This is a genomic window from Exiguobacterium sp. s40 (assembly GCF_018617905.1).
GTDB classification, from domain to species: domain Bacteria; phylum Bacillota; class Bacilli; order Exiguobacteriales; family Exiguobacteriaceae; genus Exiguobacterium; species Exiguobacterium mexicanum_A.
Genome location: NZ_JACSLC010000005.1, coordinates 143,386 through 159,835, shown reverse-complemented (window position 1 = coordinate 159,835; position 16,450 = coordinate 143,386). Strand labels below are relative to the sequence as shown.

Below are 16,450 nucleotides of genomic sequence, written 5' to 3'. Positions count from 1 at the left end.
GTCGCTTGTTATGATGGGGAGAGACTGAAAAGAGAGGAAGAACGCTGTGAACATTTTTATGACCGGTGCGACCGGATTTTTAGGAGGACGGCTCGCCCGCGAGTTGATTCATCGAGGCCACACGTTATGTGTCCTCGCCCGCACGCCTGAAAAAGTGGAGGCGATGTTCTCGCAGGACGAACGCCGCTCGATGACAGTGCTGGCCGGGGATTTGACCGCCCCGTTCCTTGGAGCGGACGATGAGTTTATCAAAAAACATGAGCGGAGCTTCGACTTGGTGCTCCACATGGCCGCGCTCGTCAAATTTGACGAGGAGCTCCGCGATGAGCTGTTCGAGACGAACTTGACGGGGACGCAGCAAGCGCTTAACCTCGCGAAAGCTTTGCACTGCCCCCGCTTCTTCCACGTCAGTACGGCCTATACGCTCGGCGCACGCGAGATCGGAGATGAGTCGCTGTATGCGACCGATCAGACGTTCCATAACCCGTACGAGGAGAGCAAGGCCCATGCCGAACAAGCCGTCTGGGAAGCCCGGCATGACCTGGCCGTCTCCATTTTCCGGCCCGCCATCATCGTCGGCGACTCGAAGACCGGCGAGGCCGATTCGAAGTTCACGATGTACGGCTATATGCGGGCCCTGGAAGTGTTTAAGCGTCGACTCGAACGCAAAGGCGCGCCTGTCGGTCCGATCCGACTCCTAGGCTCCGAGACGGGCACGTCGAACCTCGTCCCGGTCGACTACGTCGCCGACGTGCTGCTCGCGGCCATCGAACACGCCAAGCCGGATACCATCTATAACGTGACGAACGATGCCCCGCCGCGCAACGAGACGATGCTCGAATATATGAAGCAGGCGCTCGAGTTCCCGCATTTGAAAATCACCGAGACGGCGACGTCCTCGTTGAGCAACGTCGAGCAGACGTTCAACGAGATGGTAAAAGTGTTCAACCCGTACTTGAACCGCAACATCTCATTCCAGGATGCGAACACAAAACGCCTGTTGCAGGACGCCGGGTTCAAACCGCTCGATTTGAATGAGCGCTCGCTGCGCCGGATCGTGAACGCCTATTACGAGACGAAATGACAACAGCCGGGACTGATCCGTATCAGTTCCGGCTGTTTTTATGATTTGTCGCAAACGAGGACGATCTTCCCGGCTTGGATTTCACCTTCGAGGGACTCGACCATCTCTTTCGTCAGACCGAGGCTCTCAAGCTGATCGATGCGGTCATCCGAGTTTTTCGTGAACTTCGACATGAGCGATTCCCACAATCCTTTTTCAGTGATGCGGTATGGTTGTACACCTGCTTCTGCGGCAAGACGCACCGTCAATTCTTCATCTTTGGCAAATAAGTAAATGTTCTCGTTGACACATCCGCCTGACACCATTCCATTCACTTCATGGTCGACCGAGGTCATATCCCGTACGATTCTTGTTTCTAACATATTCATCCTCCTAAACGTCCGCTGTTCTAAAATCGAATAATATACTATTCCCGAAAAATGAGTCGTAAAACCCATTTTCCGTCAGCGATTTGAAAAAGAGGGACTCAAGAAAACGTGGCGGTCCAGTCATCGATTCCAAAATGATCGACGATGCCTTGGATTCGTGCCCGTTCATCCGGCTCAGACGAGACCCCTTCACGGCTGAGACGGACGATATTGATCCCGGTCTGCCAATCGATCTTCCCCGCCCGATAACCGCCCTGTTGCAACAGGCCGGCGACGATCTCGAGCTTCTCGCGCTCCATCGATTTCAATGTATGGCTCACTCTCACATGCGACACTCCTTCCCGTTCCAAGCCGTATTGTATCATAGGGACGGCAGACAGGTGCGACAGCGATTTCAATGATGCTATACTACTTATAATGAGACAAGGAGTGATGTAGATGCCGAGACAGGATATGAATACGATCATGCTCGACTATATGAATGAGAAAGAGGATTACGAGGCGTTCGCCGCCAAACTGAAGTCGCTTCTCAGTGAACTATTGAATGACGCCGGGATTCAGTTCCACTCGATCGTCGCCCGGGCCAAGGAAGCGGAGAGTCTATATGCCAAACTGTCCCGCAAACCGTACCAATACCGGTCATTGCGCGACGTCCAAGACTTGGCGGGGATTCGGATCGTGACCTATTTCCATGACGACGTCCGGGCCGTGGCCCAAATCCTTGAGGACGAGTTCCGAATCGACCGTGAACAGTCGATTGATAAATCCACCCTGCTCGACCCGAACGAGTTCGGCTACCTCTCGGTCCATTACGTCGTCGGTTTGAGTGACAAGCGGCTCGCCCTCGGAGAGTATCGCCGCTTCGAGGAGAAAGAGGCCGAGATTCAAGTCCGGTCCATCTTGCAACACGCTTGGGCCGAGATTGAGCACGACCTAGGCTATAAAAACCCGAACGCCGTCCCGCCGGAGATCAAACGCAGCTTCAGCCGTGTCGCGGGACTGCTCGAAATCGCTGATTCCGAGTTCGTCAACATCCGCAAGCAGCTGCGGATGTTCGAGCAGGAGACAGTCGAACGGATCGTCGAGTCACCGGACAAAGTGAGCATCACCCGGGACAACTTGAACTATTATATCGCCAATGACGTCACTGTCGAGAAGCTCGATAACGCCATCTTCCAGAGCGACTGGTTGCTCGACACCGACCTGTCGACGATCATCGAATTGACGCGCATGTTCCATTACGCCGAGATTCGCACGTTCCAGGACTTGAGTGACACGCTCGATCGTTACTTCAACCGGGCCATCCAATGTGCGACGCTCTTACCGTCGTCATTATTGCCGCGGCAAGGGATGGGCGTCGTCTACGCAGTCCTCGCCAAGCTGCTCGCCGAAGGGGATGACCAGCAGATCGAGTTCTTCTTCCGCCGCTTCTATCCGGACTTGAAACATTACGATGAAGTCATCCAAGAACTTCGCATCCGTGAAGAGCCATCATAACTTTACAGACTTCATGTTTTTGTTGTAGAATGTTTTTATGTTCTGAAATATATGCAAATAATGATATTTACCTAGGAGGTACGCTTGAGGATGACAACACCTGTACAAACAGCATCCCGCCGTCAGCTCGTCGCTGATGCTGAGCGAGGGATTCGCATGAACTATCGCGGAGTGAAGAAAAACCTCCGGTCGATGTTCTCACAATACTTGACGCGCAACGAATTCTTCATCCTTCGTTCGCTTTGTCAAAATAGTCCTCAAATCGCCTCGGCCTTATCGAACGAGTTTCAGTTCTCGGCTTCGATGATTACGGCCCTCGCAGATGAGCTCACGAAAAAAGGGTTGATCTCACGCGAACGTAGCGAACGCGACCGTCGCGTCGTCGAGTTACAGGCGACCGAGGAAGGTCGTGCCTTGTTCGAGACGTTAGAAGATATGAAAATCGAGTACTTGATGGACGTGTTCGAAGACTTTTCAGATGACGAATTGATTCTTCTGTCCAAATTGCTTGATCGAATGGACGCATAAAAACGACTGGGCCCGATTCATTTCGGCCACAGTCGTTTTTCTTGTGTCGTCCTACAAACGAAAAAACCCTCGGTCAGGGCAGTTGCCTTGTTCGAGGGTTCTTCGTTTATGCTTTGGCGATTGCCGTGACGACGATCCGGTCACGATATCCGTGTTCCGGGTCATACGGGCCCGCACATGTGATGAGCTGAAGCCGTGTCGCTTGGGTCGCCGCAAAGATCGAGGCGAGCGGAACGTCTTCGAGTCGGTACCGTTCGACGGAGACGACTTCATATTCGATCACCTTTTTGCTACGCTGGAGCGTCACCGATTCTCCGAGGCGCAGTTCGCCAAGGTTTGCGAAGATGGCCGGTCCGCGAAGGTCATCGAGATGACCGGATAGTACGACGTTACCCGTCGCACCCGCTTTGGCCCCGTAACGATACCATCCGACCTCATCAGCGTCTGTCGGCGTATCCATCCGGTCGAGTCGGTCTTTCCCGACCGGTTGGATGACGGCATCGACATCAATTGACGGAATCTTCAGTCGTTTCGGGACGAATGTCTCTGTGTGAAAAGATTGACGGTCGATCTCGGTCGCTGCAAGGACGAGCGGTTCAGCGAAGCCGACGGTCGTCAGCTTCGAGTCCGCATCCGGTGCATCTGCGACCGGTGCAATCATGAGGAACGATAACGTTCCAATCAAGAGAAGCTTAAGCGTCTTGCTTCTGACGACGAAAGACGTAGAAGCCAGCTGCTGCTGCACCAAGGACCGCTGCTGCGAGCAACCAGTTCATCGATGCTGTCTGAGCGAGACCGCCTTGTCCTGTTTCTGGAGCTCCGGCCATTTCACCGCCGTCTGCTGCAAGGAGGACTTCAAACGCTGGTTCGCCTTCAAGGAGTCCGATGGCGAACGCCGTATAGTTTTTGCCGCCTTCGAGGGCAACACCGTCAAGTGCCTTCACGACGTCAGTCGCGCCGGCCGGACGAACTTCGAGGTCATACGTGCCAGCGTCGAGTGTGCCATAGTCGCTGACTGCTTTGAACTCAAGGTTCGAGAAGAGCGGGTCGCCACCTTTAGGGGCTACATCGACTGCCGGTGCGTCAGGTGAGAAGTGAGCGACACGGACTTTCGATTTACCGTCTTCAAAGTTCGCATCGTCTTCCATTGCTGCGATCTCGATGTTTTCAAGTTGGCCGATTGCTGCCGCTGTGTAGAACTTGCCTGCTTCGATCGAGAGGTCTGCCGCAACGACGACCGTCTCGGCATCACCTGCCGGCTTGATCTCAACATTGTAATCTCCAGCCGGGAGTGTCAAATAGTCGGTGAGCGCTTTGAACTCTGCGCCTTCGACTGCGACTTCACCGTTGACGTAGACATCTACCGCCGGTGCATCAGGTGAAGCATGGAGTACACGTACCATCGCGTTCTCGTGTCCATCCGCACTGACCGGTACGATGAGTGCGAACGCCAAGGCGAGTGTACCAAGTAAAGACATCAATTTCTTCATGTGAAATTTCCTCCTTTTTCTGCTTGGGTTGACCGATTGACTGCGTACGACAAGTTTGATACGTGCTACAAAGTGTGCTACATCTGATTGCTATGTAGCTGGTGACATCTTAAATCTAAGACAACGGAGCAATGGCGTAAAGGTGACGGTGTGCTCTGAATATGCCGCTGGGCACATCGAGAAGAAACCGCTTTCTTTACATTACCTGCACTTCCCCTTCACCTTAATGTAAAAACCCCGCAACGCGTAACGTTACGGGGTTGAATGTGCTTTGGCCCAGTCGATGTCGTTTACGAACACCGCATCGACCCCGAGCCGGCGAAACCGTTCGAGGTCATGCACCGTCTTGACGGTATAGGGACGCACGGCGAGCCCTTTTGCTTGCAGCTGTAGGATTTCCTCATCGGTCATCGTCCGGACGTTCGGATGCACGGCGGTCGCCCCGACCTTCGCACAGTACGCCACAAGGTCATAGAGCGGTTGGGCCAAGAGCACCGCACACTCGATATCTGGCGCCAACCGCTTCAAACGTTTGAGCGTCGCATGATTGAATGAAGAGAACACGATTTGTTCAACGGGGACACGTCGGTTCCGGATCGTGTCGACCAGTCGCTGCTCAATCCCGGCATACCGTTCGATATCGGTCTTGACCTCGAGGTTCAGTACCACCGACGTCCCTTGACACAAATCGAACAGTTCATCTAACGTCGGAATCTGCTCGTGGACCGCGAACGTGACGCCCGCATTGACCGCTCGCAGTTCTGATAGCGTCATATCGGCGATCCGCCCTTGACCATCTGTCGTCCGATCGATCGTCTCGTCATGGATGAGAACGAGACGTCCATCTTTCGTCAGATGAACGTCCGCTTCAATCCCATCTGCCCCGGCCTCGAGTGCAGCCCGGAACGCTGTCATCGTGTTTTCGGGATGGCGGGCCATCACTCCTCGATGCGCGAAGAATCTCATCTGTATTCGCCTCAGTTCGTTTTATATTTGCTCGTCAAGTAGCGGACGAGCGGACGTACCGAGATGTCTTCCCCGGTCACTTGTTTGATCAATTCGTTCGGGGTGAGCGCCTTCCCATGACGATGGACATTGTCTTCGAGCCACTGTTTGATCGGGCCGAACTCGCCACTGCTGACGAGCGATTCAAACTCTGGATGGGCATGGCGGAGCGCCTCTGTCAATTGGGCGGCATAGACCAAGCCGAGTGCATAGCTTGGGAAGTAACCGAATGAACCGCCGGCCCAGTGCACGTCTTGCAGGACGCCTTTCGCATCATTCGGGACATCGACACCAAGATATTCTTTATAGAGCGCGTTCCATGCCTCTGGTAATTCCTCGACCGAAAGATCGCCTTGAATCAGTTTCTTTTCGAGCTCATAGCGGATGATGATATGCAGACTATACGTCAACTCGTCCGCTTCGATTCGAATGAGAGAGGGTTTTGCCTCGTTCACCCCGGCATAAAACGTCTCGAAAGAAACGTCTTGAAGCGCAGGGTGTTCTGTTTGAAGACGCGGATAGACGCTCTTCAGGAACGCTTCGCTTCGCCCGACAAAATTCTCGAAGAAGAGCGACTGTGATTCATGGATTCCCATCGAGGCCCCGCCCCCGAGTCCGAGCTCGTCGAGTTCCGAGTCGATTTGTTGCTCATACGTGGCATGGCCCGCCTCATGCATCGTCCCGAACAAGGCGTTACGGAAGTCGGCCTCGTCATATTTTGTCGTAATGCGCACGTCACGCCGGTTGATCGTGATCTCGAACGGATGGACCGTCGCGTCGAGTCGGCCCCGTGTCAAATCGTAGTCGACGACACGCATCCAATCCTCGCACAACCGCTGTTGGACCGACTTGTCCATCGCCCAGTCGAGTCCTTGTACAGGTTCCGGCAATTCGCGGATGAGCGGGACAAGTTCGTCCCGGAGCGTCTGGAACAATGCATCGAGCTGTTCGACCGTCATGCCAGGTTCATAGTCGTACAGCAAAGCATCATACGGGTGAGACTCGTAGCCGAAATACTCCGCGAACTTGCGTTGGAACCCGATGATCTTCTCGAGATATGGGGCGAACATGTGCCAGTCATCCTGGTCCTTCGCTTTCTCCCATGCCGTCTCGGCTTCAGAGACGAGCGTCACGTACGCCTGATATTCCGATGAAGGAATTTTAGCGTTCCGCTCATACTGTGTCTTGGCGACGGCGACCGACCGGACTTCAATCGGCGTCAATTCCTCGGTCTCGGTCATTTGCGCGAGCAAGTCTTTGAACGACTCGCTCGTCTGACGCTTGAACGCCTCGGTCGACAGATAGCCGATCGTCTCGGCCCGAAGCGGTGCCGATTGTTCCGGCATCTGGGTGCGCATGTCCCAGTATAGTAAAGAAATCGCCTCATCGAAGGCACGCAATTGTTTGAAATGGTCACGCCACTGCTTTGTTAGTTCCATTCTGATTCCACCCCTATGACAGTTATATCGTTACTTCTTTACTTTAATATAGACGAAGGAAGTTGCCTATTCTTTCGACACATCGGTTTTCCGTTCATATGAGAGCGGCTTCGTCGCCGGCCCCTCCAATACGTTCCCTTTCGTATCGAATCGTGACCCGTGGCAAGGGCAATCCCACGAGCGTTCGGCGTCGTTCCAATTGACCGTACAGCCCATATGCGTGCACCGTGTCGAGACGAGATGGCATTCGTTGTCGAGGTCTCGATAGGCACCGACCTTCTTTCCGTCGACTTGGACGATGCCTCCTTCGTCCAGTTGCAGGTCGTCGAGCGAACCGGGTTTCTCGAGTGAACCTTTGACGAACTGGGTCGCCGTGTCGAGGTTCGTTTTCAAGAACTGACCGACATCCGCCGGCTTGAACTTGGAACGGAGTGGATTTAATAGTTCTCGGAAGCGATTGTCCTGACCGGTCAACAGATCAGCCAAGAGGAGCCCCGAGGCGATCCCGTTCGTCATCCCCCACTTGGCGAATCCCGTCGCGACGAACACATCCGGCTCCCGGCTAAACATCTGTCCGACATAGGGGAGATGGTCCAGTGTGATCAAGTCTTGTGAGGACCAACGGAAGCTGGCCTTTTTCGTTTCGAACACGTCATGGGCGAACCGCTCGAGCCGGTCATAACGCGAGCGTGTCTCCGTCACGTGACCACTCAAGTGACCCTCCCCTCCGACGAGCATGTACGTCTTCTCCCCTTCCTGAAACGTACGGAACGACCGACTCGGTGAATCGACGCTCAAATACATCCCCTCAGGCACGCTTTGCTCGGTCTCGCAAGCGACGATATAAGAGCGTTCGACCTCGAACTTCGAGAAATAAAGTCCCCGGATATCATTGAACGGGTAATGGGTGGCGACGACGACTTGGTTCGCCTGGACCCGCCGCTCCGTCGATGTCGTGACGATCGGTCGGGGCCCGGAGCTGATCTCAGTCGCCCGCGTCTTCTCATGGAGTCGACCGCCCGCCTCAACGAAACGATCGGCTAGCTCGTTCAAGTACTTGACCGGGTGGAATTGGCCTTGGTCCCGGATGACAAGGGCCTGTTTCACTTGGAGCGGGAGCGCGGCATTCACTTCCTCCTTCGCGTCCCCGCCTGCGAGGTCGAGCTGCTCATACGCCTCCCGTTCGGCGACGAGTTGGCTCGATCCGTCGATAGAATATAAGTAAGAATCTTTCGTCTCGTAATCGATGTCGAAACCGTCCGCGACCTGGCCCTGCAAATAGCGAAGGGCCTCTTGATTGAACTCATAATAAAGCCGGGCCGTCTCATGATTGAACGTTCGAATCAATTTGGAGTAAACGGTCCCGTGCTGCACGGAACATTTCGCCGTCGTATGACCGGTCGTCCCCCGTCCGACCTCGGCCGCCTCGAGCAGGACGACTTGTTTACCGCGTCGCTGTAGTTCGTAGGCTGTCACGAGCCCGGCGATGCCCGCTCCAATGACGACGACGTCACATGAGACCGAGCTTTCTAACTTTGGATACGGGACGGTCTCGTCGTGTTGACGCCACAGGGAATTGGTGAATGGATAACGATGCATGAAGGTGCCTCCTTTAGTAGGTTGAGTGTCTGTTATTGTGTATACCCATTACACTTCATTTCATACGCGTCAATTATTGACCTGATTCTTTATTTTGATGACGATTTCAATAGGCTCCATCCATTATGGTAGAAAAGTAAACAATGAAGGAGCGATTACATAGTGAAACGAAACCGAAGACACCGTAGAAAGACGTACATCATGAGGCGATTGACCGTCGGCCTCGCCTTGATCGGACTACTCCCCATCATCCCTGCCCTAATCGGCTTCAAGCAAGACTCAGAACCAAAAGCAGAACCATCCGCTCCGGTAGCCGTCCCCGTCAAATCCGGACCAACTTTCCCGGAGATTCCAATCAAGGAATGGACACATCAACCGATTGCAGCAGCCGATACACCGGATCTGCTCGTCGGGTCGATGGCGTTCGTCAATTTGACGGACGGTCAGATTTTAGTGGATAAGAACGCATCGGAACGCGTCTTTCCCGCTAGTACGACAAAACTGATGACCGCCCTCCTCGCTTATGAGACGGCAGTCGACAAAGACGAGCTCGACAAAGACGTGGTCACCGTGAAACAGTCGACACTCGATATCCCGTGGGACAGTCACATCGTCCATCTCGCAGTCGGTGACCGACTCACTGTCCGCCAGGCGCTCTATGCGACGTTACTCGAGTCGGGGAATGACGCCGCCAATAGCCTCGCAGAATACGTAAGCGGTTCGACATCCGAGTTCGTCGACTTGATGAACGCCCGTTCGAAAGTACTCGGGTTGACCGGGACCCAATTTCGGAATGCGCACGGCTACTCCGACCCGGAACACTTTACGACTGCACTCGACATGGCTAAAATCACTTACGCGTTCGGCACGTATCCAGAGCTAGTCGACATCGCCGGGACGTACGAATACGAGGCGAAGTTTGTCGATCAGGACGGAGATTTGAAACGACGTTGGTGGTATCATCTCGGATCAGCCATCAACAAGCGGAGCATCCACTATTCGAAGCTTGTCACCGCAACGAAAACCGGATATACGGACGAATCAGGCTACACGATGGTGTTCTTGATGGAACGCGACGGCAAACAATACGCTTTGGTAACCATGCAGGCCAAGTCAGGACAGACGTTCCCGACGATGCGTACGGTTGAACAGATTGCTTTCGGCATTACTTATGAATAAATGGACATCAACCACCCGCTCTTCCCTGTACAGGGAAGAGCGGGTGGTTGTGTTAAAACATCAGAAAATAGACGAGTTATATGACAATCAGATGACACAGGGATAACACCTATATGACTAATTGTCAGAATATTTAAGCTTTAACCGTGAAAAATATCGGCCTTATCCATTGATACAATGCGCTTTAGAGCCATTTTTATGAAAAGATGACAGTTTGCAATGATTGAGTAGGTCCGTTATGGTTAGTCACAAGTTCGCCGAGTCATTCAAGTTTGACGCATTTGTGTGAGATTCACACATGGTTGGACTACGATTGATAAAACGACAACAATTGAACACGTACAGGAGGTAATCAAATGTTATGGCAAGAATGGGTATCCATCGCGCTTTATCTCGTGATGATGCTCCTCATCGGATACGTCGCCTATAAGCGAACGACCGATTCATCAGATTATATGTTAGGTGGCCGTAAAATGGGGCCAGGTGTTACCGCCATGTCAGCCGGAGCTTCGGATATGAGTGGTTGGATGTTAATGGGACTTCCGGGCGCAATGTACGCTACGGGATTATCAGCGATTTGGTTAGCCGTTGGATTGGTCATCGGAGCTTACTTGAACTACTTGTTAGTCGCTCCCCGTCTACGCGTCTTCACGGAGATGGCAAATGACTCGATCACGATTCCTGACTTTTTAGAGAATCGGTTCCGAGATCACTCGAACTGGCTACGGATCCTGTCTGCATCCGTTATCATCATCTTCTTCACGTTCTACACGTCAGCCGGACTTGTGTCTGGTGGGAAGTTGTTCGCAAGCTCGTTCGGGCTTGACTATCAGATGGGCGTCATCGTGACGATTAGCGTCGTCATTCTTTATACGCTCTTCGGTGGTTTTACAGCCGTTAGTTGGACGGACTTTGCACAAGGTGTCATCATGTTTCTTGCGCTCGTCCTCGTCCCAATCGTCGCTTTGACAGACGTCGGTGGTGTTTCTAACGCCGTCAACACGGCCACGACGCTCAACACGGATTTGTTCGACCTCTTTAAAGGGACGTCGACGCTCGGGATTATCGGTCTCCTCGCTTGGGGACTTGGTTACTTCGGTCAACCGCACATCATCGTCCGCTTTATGGCGATCCGTGATGTGAAATCATTGAAGACGGCACGCCGTATCGGTATGGGCTGGATGACAGTCTCGATCATCGGTGCCGTTATGACAGGTCTCGTCGGAATCGCCTACTTCCGTGGTCAAGGAAATGCCCTGGCTGACCCGGAAACGGTGTTCATCCGCTTCTCAGAAGTATTGTTCCACCCGTTCATCACTGGATTCTTGCTCGCTGCGATTCTAGCAGCGGTCATGTCGACCGTATCGTCACAGCTTCTCGTGACATCGTCAGCGTTGACAGAAGACTTCTATCGCAAGTTCTTCAATAAAGAAGCAAGTGAGAAGACGATGGTTCTCGCCGGTCGAATCGGTGTCTTAACGGTCGGAGTTGTCGCGACTCTCATGTCGCTCAGCCCGTCGAACACGATTTTGACGCTCGTCGGCTATGCATGGGCAGGCTTCGGTTCAGCCTTTGGTCCAGCGATTCTGTTGTCGCTCTATTGGAACAAGATGACGCGTCAAGGTGCCCTCGCCGGAATCCTTGTCGGTGCCATTACGGTCATCCTTTGGATCGTGACTGGACTCTCGAGCGTGATTTATGAGATGGTGCCAGGCTTCTTCCTCAGTATGCTTGCCATCGTTCTCGTCAGCACGTTCACGAGCCAACGTGAACAAAAACGAATCAACCGTGAATTCAGTGAAATGGAAGCTGAGCTCGCCGTTGCGAAAAAAGAATAACATCAATCAAAAACGCGGGCCGAACGGCTCGCGTTTTTTTTGTTGCGCACGGTCACGTATCTTTACTCTAACGCGGCTTGTTTTATAGAACATTGTGATCAATGCATTAAAGAAAAGCCCGCAGATATCATATCTGCGGGCTTGAGACTCGATTACATCGCTCTCGCCATGAACCATAATTGAATGAAAAATGGTACCAACACAAGGACGAGCATTGCATTGCGCATCCATCGGTTACGGTTCCAATAGTACGCCATCAAGACGAACGGATGTAGCGCCGTCAGCTGATATGGGTTGAACCAGAACCAGGTGAGCATCAAGACGATAAAAAAATATAACACAGAGCGTTGTTTCGTGGTGCGCCATTCGCGCCACATGTCGAACGCCCCTTTGAAGAATACGATAAACGTCACGATCCAAAACACCATCACAATGATACTATTCAATGACTAGACCACCTTCATGAGACATTTTCAATATAGAACCCGCCCCAGTAAATATGTCGATACGTGTATTCTTTACCACTCTCTGCCGTGATGATGATTTCATCCTCTGTCAATACGAGCACATGGACTGGAATCTCACCTTTTCGTAACATCGGGCTAAACAGTTGAAACTGTTTGTTCAACCATTTCCGCTCCGAGAAGTCACGGTAATGATGCAAGGCGAGCGACGGATGAACCAAGAACACACCAATGATCAAAGCGATGGCTCCCGGTGAGGCGGCCACTTCAAGCAGTAACGAGAGGACGAGCAGAAGCGATAAGACCGCATAACCGAACTCAAGGAGCTCCATCAAAGAGGCTCGACCGGCAATCACGTACTGCATGACGCGGAAGGCAACGTACAGTAACAGACTGACCATCACATACTGGGTGAACGGAGCGCTACTCATCTCAACGTCCAAATAGAACAAGATCGGCAGTAACATGACCCACTTCCATAATTGTAAGGCGAGGTAAAACAATGTTTGATCGATGAAACGACGATTGTGTACGAGCCGTTGCATATCCATGTTTCCCACCTCCGATTAAAAGATGTGATCTTATCGATATCATTCCCTGAATCAAAGATTGATAACAACGATTTACACGTCAACCGGATATTTCTTTTTGTTCGATGAGCGTGGCGTTCAGGAGTCCCCCGAGAAGGATGACCGAGGCCGCCAGGTAAAACCAGATCAACAAGATGATAAAGGCACCGAGCTGACCGTAAAACTGTTCATAGTTTGCATACTGTGAATAGTAGCTGAATACGTTCGAAACTGTCAAGATGCCGATTGTCGCAAAAGCCGCCCCGGCCCAGCTGTCTCGGAATGTACCGCGATGGCTCGGCAACCACTTATAGACGAGCAGGAAGACACTGAACAGGATGAGTGTCCCGATGATCCAACGGAAGTAGAACCAAATCTGGGCATATCGGGCGACGATGTCATCGATAAAGATGATATGGGTCGCCAACTCTCGTAGCGCCGTCTCGATGACCGGGACGAGCAACGAGAACGGCAAAACGAACATGAGCGCGAGCGTCACGGCGATGTCTTGCAACACCCCGCGCCAGAACGCTTTGTTTCGGATCAGTCGATAGGCGTCGTTTAAGGAGCGAACGAGCGATTGGACGGCCATCGAAGAGATCCAAAGTGCCGGTAAGATGCTGAGCGAGGCCAAGCGTAGTCTCGAATCATCAAAAATGGCCTCGATGTTCCCTTGTAACAATCGATAACTCGCCTCGGGCATCACCAAAGACAACGCCGAGATGACGTCTCCGCTCGAGAACGGCAGCCACCCGACGATACCGAGGACGAACAATAGAAATGGGAATGTGGACAGGATGAAATAGTAAGCCAACATCGCGGCTTGATCGAAGAATCGTTCGGCAAAAAATCGTTTGAATGTGTGAAGAAAGGGTTGTATCATGTCGTGCGCTCTTTTCTATTTTTATTATATAAATGCGGTACGTGAAATAAAAAGATTTAACAAGCAAAGGCAAGGCTGGCGCTGTACGTCAATCCTTGCCTTACGCTCAACTAATATTCTCTCGTTTCGCTTCCCATGCTTCGACGTGCTCTTTCCCTGGTAGCTCGACGTCGTCCCGATTGAACACCGGATCGCGCCCTGCTCGTTTCTGGGCCACGTAATCATCAAGCAACAGTTTTGCGACTTTACTGAGCCGGAAGATGGCGTACATGTTGACGAGTGCCATCAGACCCATGAAGATGTCGGCGATCGACCAGACAAGCCCGGCCGAACGGACCGAACCGAACAACACCATCCCGATGACGGCGATCCGGTAAATGACGAGATACACTTTCCGTTCCGAGATGAACTCGATGTTCGTCTCCCCGTAATAATAGTTTGCCAAGATCGAGCTGAAGGCGAACAATAAAATCGCGATCGTCATGAGCGATGTCGCGACCGGCCCGATCTCGGTGAGGAGCGCCTCTTGGGCAAGTTCGATGCCTTGGAAATCTTCTGAACCCGGCACGCCGGAGATGAGGACGATCATCGCCGTCGCCGTACAGATAAAGAGCGTATCGACGAACACGCTGAGTGACTGAATGAGACCTTGCTTGACCGGGTGACTGACCTCGGCGGTCGCAGCCGCGTTCGGGGCCGACCCCATCCCCGCCTCGTTCGAGAACAAGCCTCGGCGAATCCCTTGCAAGACGGCCGCACCGACCGCTCCGCCAAGCAGTTGTCGGAACCCGAGCACACCTTCTGAGAAAATGGCCGAGAATACGGCCGGGACGACCTCCAAATTCGTCAAGACGACCCACAGGGCGAGCAAGATATAACCGCCAGCCATGATTGGGACGATAATCCCTGACAGCGTCGAGATGGACCGGATCCCACCGAAGATGACGATCCCCGTCACGACGGCCAAAATAATTCCGATCCAAAGCGTATCGATCTCGAAGACGTTGTTGACCGACAAGGCGATCGTGTTGGCCTGGACCGAGTTGAATGCAAATCCAAACGCGAACGTGATCAGAATGGCGAAAACGACGCCGAGCCATCGCTGGCCGAGCGCCCGTTCGATATAGTAGGCCGGTCCGCCGCGCCACGCCTTGCCGTCATGCACTTTGTACACTTGGGCGAGCGTGCTCTCGACGAACGCTGACGCCGAACCGATCAACGCGATGAGCCACATCCAAAACACGGCACCCGGTCCCCCGAGTGCGATCGCGGTCGAGACGCCGGCGATATTCCCGGTCCCGACCCGTGCTGCCGTCCCGATGGCGAACGCCTGAAACGACGATACTTGTCCTTTTTCGTGCTTGATCCCTTTGACGAATAACAGCTTGAACATCTCGGGCAGCATCCGGAACTGGACGAACCCCATCCGAATCGTGAAATAAAGCCCACCGGCAATCAATACAAAAATGAGTACGTACGTCCATAACAAATCATTCGCCTGCATGACGAGCTCGCGAATGTCCATGCGCATCCCCTCCTTTTACGGAGTTATTACCCGCTCGACGGACCGCAGAAACGAGACGGTCAGCGCGAAGCCTCTTCTAGTATGCGTTCACAGAGCGCATGCGTCGTCAGACTATCAGCAGCGAGCACCGACTCGTTCGGTTCGCCGTTCAGTAACTTGATGAACGCATCGATCATCGTCGTGAAGCCGCGACGCATAAGGTTCGACTCCCACGGACTCAGAGCCCGCTCGAGCATGCCGTCGCGCGTGAAGTCATACACGCGCTCGACGTCGCGGGACACCCGCTTCAGACGCGGAGACATCACTTCCATCACTTCTTCCGTACAACCGTTGTCGCGGTTCATGATCCCGAGCGCTTCGATCCCACCCGCCGTGAATTGAATCTGCAACTGTTTCAGCGTCTCTCCTTCATAGCGCGTCCGCACCGACAAATTCTCAACCGGTGCGAGCCTCGTCAAGTAACGGAGCGTGTCGACGACGTGGACGAAATCCTCGATGATGAACTCTCGGAGCGTCGCCGGTTGATACGTGCGATTCTTTTGAATGAGGACGAGGTTTTGGTCCGTGACTTCCTTCAAGGCCGCCGTCGCCGTCGCGAAACGACGATTGAAGCCGGTGACGAGTTCGACCCCGTTGTCTGCCGCGAGCCGCACGAGCCGCTCCGTCTCGTCGAGCGAGAACGTGACCGGCTTATCGATGAACACATGGACGCCCCGCTCGAGCACGTAGCCGACCTGGTCCGCGTGGGCCGACGTCGTCGAATGGATCAACACGCCATCCACCTCATCGAGCGGCACGTCTTGTAACGACCGGTAATGGCCGCTGAATCGGTATTTGTCGACGAGCTGCCCCGCTTTCGCCTCATCTCTCGAGACGAGATAGACGTCCACCCCTTCTAATCCGGCATAAACCGGTAAATACGCTTTTTTCACGACATCCCCTAACCCAACAACCACGATCTTCATTTCAACTTCTCTCCTCT

17 protein-coding genes are annotated in these 16,450 nt (G+C 53.2%); 5 read left to right on the top strand and 12 right to left on the bottom strand.

The genetic code is table 11. The features are described from left to right. Positions 1-46 precede the first annotated feature (46 nt). Positions 47-1,084, top strand: coding sequence for an SDR family oxidoreductase (locus KNP02_RS06690; protein WP_214707720.1), 1,038 nt, complete (start codon positions 47-49; stop codon positions 1,082-1,084). A gap of 38 nt (positions 1,085-1,122) precedes the next feature. Here the strand turns inward: KNP02_RS06690 and KNP02_RS06685 are convergent, their stop codons facing one another. After that, on the bottom strand, positions 1,123-1,446 hold the full coding sequence (locus tag KNP02_RS06685) for a YflT domain-containing protein (protein ID WP_232819557.1): 324 nt from the start codon (positions 1,444-1,446) through the stop codon (positions 1,123-1,125). Between the two features lie 104 nt (positions 1,447-1,550). After that, positions 1,551-1,778 carry a hypothetical protein gene (locus KNP02_RS06680; RefSeq protein WP_138859398.1) on the bottom strand — a complete coding sequence of 76 codons (228 nt, stop codon included), beginning with the start codon at positions 1,776-1,778 and terminating at the stop codon, positions 1,551-1,553. Positions 1,779-1,890: 112 nt separating this feature from the next. Here KNP02_RS06680 and KNP02_RS06675 point away from each other — a divergent pair, with 112 nt between their 5' ends. After that, a complete protein-coding gene (locus tag KNP02_RS06675; RefSeq protein WP_205729364.1) occupies positions 1,891-2,949 on the top strand; it encodes a GTP pyrophosphokinase in 1,059 nt (352 codons plus the stop codon). 90 nt (positions 2,950-3,039) lie between these two features. Next, positions 3,040-3,477: a MarR family winged helix-turn-helix transcriptional regulator gene (locus KNP02_RS06670; RefSeq protein ID WP_034777659.1), complete on the top strand. Its 438-nt coding sequence runs from the start codon at positions 3,040-3,042 to the stop codon at positions 3,475-3,477. 106 nt (positions 3,478-3,583) lie between these two features. Here the strand turns inward: KNP02_RS06670 and KNP02_RS06665 are convergent, their stop codons facing one another. From KNP02_RS06665 to KNP02_RS06645, 5 genes are all read right to left on the bottom strand, one after another. Continuing rightward, a complete protein-coding gene (locus KNP02_RS06665; protein WP_353047337.1) occupies positions 3,584-4,222 on the bottom strand; it encodes a class F sortase in 639 nt (212 codons plus the stop codon). Further along, positions 4,170-4,967: a DUF4397 domain-containing protein gene (locus KNP02_RS06660; protein WP_034777661.1), complete on the bottom strand. Its 798-nt coding sequence runs from the start codon at positions 4,965-4,967 to the stop codon at positions 4,170-4,172. Before KNP02_RS06660 ends, KNP02_RS06665 begins: the two co-directional genes overlap by 53 nt. A 252-nt stretch (positions 4,968-5,219) precedes the next feature. Further along, complete coding sequence (locus tag KNP02_RS06655; RefSeq protein WP_214707718.1) at positions 5,220-5,933, bottom strand: glycerophosphodiester phosphodiesterase; 714 nt, start codon at positions 5,931-5,933, stop codon at positions 5,220-5,222. An 11-nt stretch (positions 5,934-5,944) separates the two neighbouring features. After that, complete coding sequence (locus tag KNP02_RS06650) at positions 5,945-7,411, bottom strand: carboxypeptidase M32 (protein WP_214707716.1); 1,467 nt, start codon at positions 7,409-7,411, stop codon at positions 5,945-5,947. 66 nt (positions 7,412-7,477) lie between these two features. Then, positions 7,478-9,010, bottom strand: a complete 1,533-nt coding sequence (locus KNP02_RS06645; protein ID WP_138859394.1) for an FAD-dependent oxidoreductase — start codon at positions 9,008-9,010, stop codon at positions 7,478-7,480. A 201-nt stretch (positions 9,011-9,211) separates the two neighbouring features. Between KNP02_RS06645 and KNP02_RS06640 the strand changes: the two genes are divergently transcribed. Both KNP02_RS06640 and putP read left to right on the top strand, forming a co-directional pair. After that, positions 9,212-10,189, top strand: coding sequence for a D-alanyl-D-alanine carboxypeptidase family protein (locus KNP02_RS06640; protein WP_214707714.1), 978 nt, complete (start codon positions 9,212-9,214; stop codon positions 10,187-10,189). 356 nt (positions 10,190-10,545) lie between these two features. Further along, the gene (gene putP / locus KNP02_RS06635) at positions 10,546-12,027 is read left to right on the top strand and encodes a sodium/proline symporter PutP (protein ID WP_138859392.1); all 1,482 of its coding nucleotides are present in this window, start codon (positions 10,546-10,548) and stop codon (positions 12,025-12,027) included. 152 nt (positions 12,028-12,179) lie between these two features. On the opposite strand, the gene KNP02_RS06630 is transcribed toward putP, so the two are convergent. The 5 genes from KNP02_RS06630 to KNP02_RS06610 all read right to left on the bottom strand — a co-directional run bounded on the left by KNP02_RS06630 (position 12,180) and on the right by KNP02_RS06610 (position 16,433). Then, positions 12,180-12,473: a hypothetical protein gene (locus KNP02_RS06630; RefSeq protein ID WP_233004283.1), complete on the bottom strand. Its 294-nt coding sequence runs from the start codon at positions 12,471-12,473 to the stop codon at positions 12,180-12,182. A 14-nt stretch (positions 12,474-12,487) separates the two neighbouring features. Next, a complete protein-coding gene (locus tag KNP02_RS06625; RefSeq protein ID WP_138859391.1) occupies positions 12,488-13,042 on the bottom strand; it encodes a hypothetical protein in 555 nt (184 codons plus the stop codon). Positions 13,043-13,121: 79 nt separating this feature from the next. Beyond that, positions 13,122-13,943: a YihY/virulence factor BrkB family protein gene (locus KNP02_RS06620; RefSeq protein WP_034777670.1), complete on the bottom strand. Its 822-nt coding sequence runs from the start codon at positions 13,941-13,943 to the stop codon at positions 13,122-13,124. A 106-nt stretch (positions 13,944-14,049) separates the two neighbouring features. Further along, entirely contained in the window at positions 14,050-15,468 is a 1,419-nt protein-coding gene (locus KNP02_RS06615; RefSeq protein WP_205729363.1) for an alanine/glycine:cation symporter family protein, read from the bottom strand. A 59-nt stretch (positions 15,469-15,527) separates the two neighbouring features. Next, positions 15,528-16,433, bottom strand: coding sequence for a Gfo/Idh/MocA family protein (locus KNP02_RS06610; protein WP_214707712.1), 906 nt, complete (start codon positions 16,431-16,433; stop codon positions 15,528-15,530). Between the last annotated feature and the right edge of the window lie 17 nt (positions 16,434-16,450).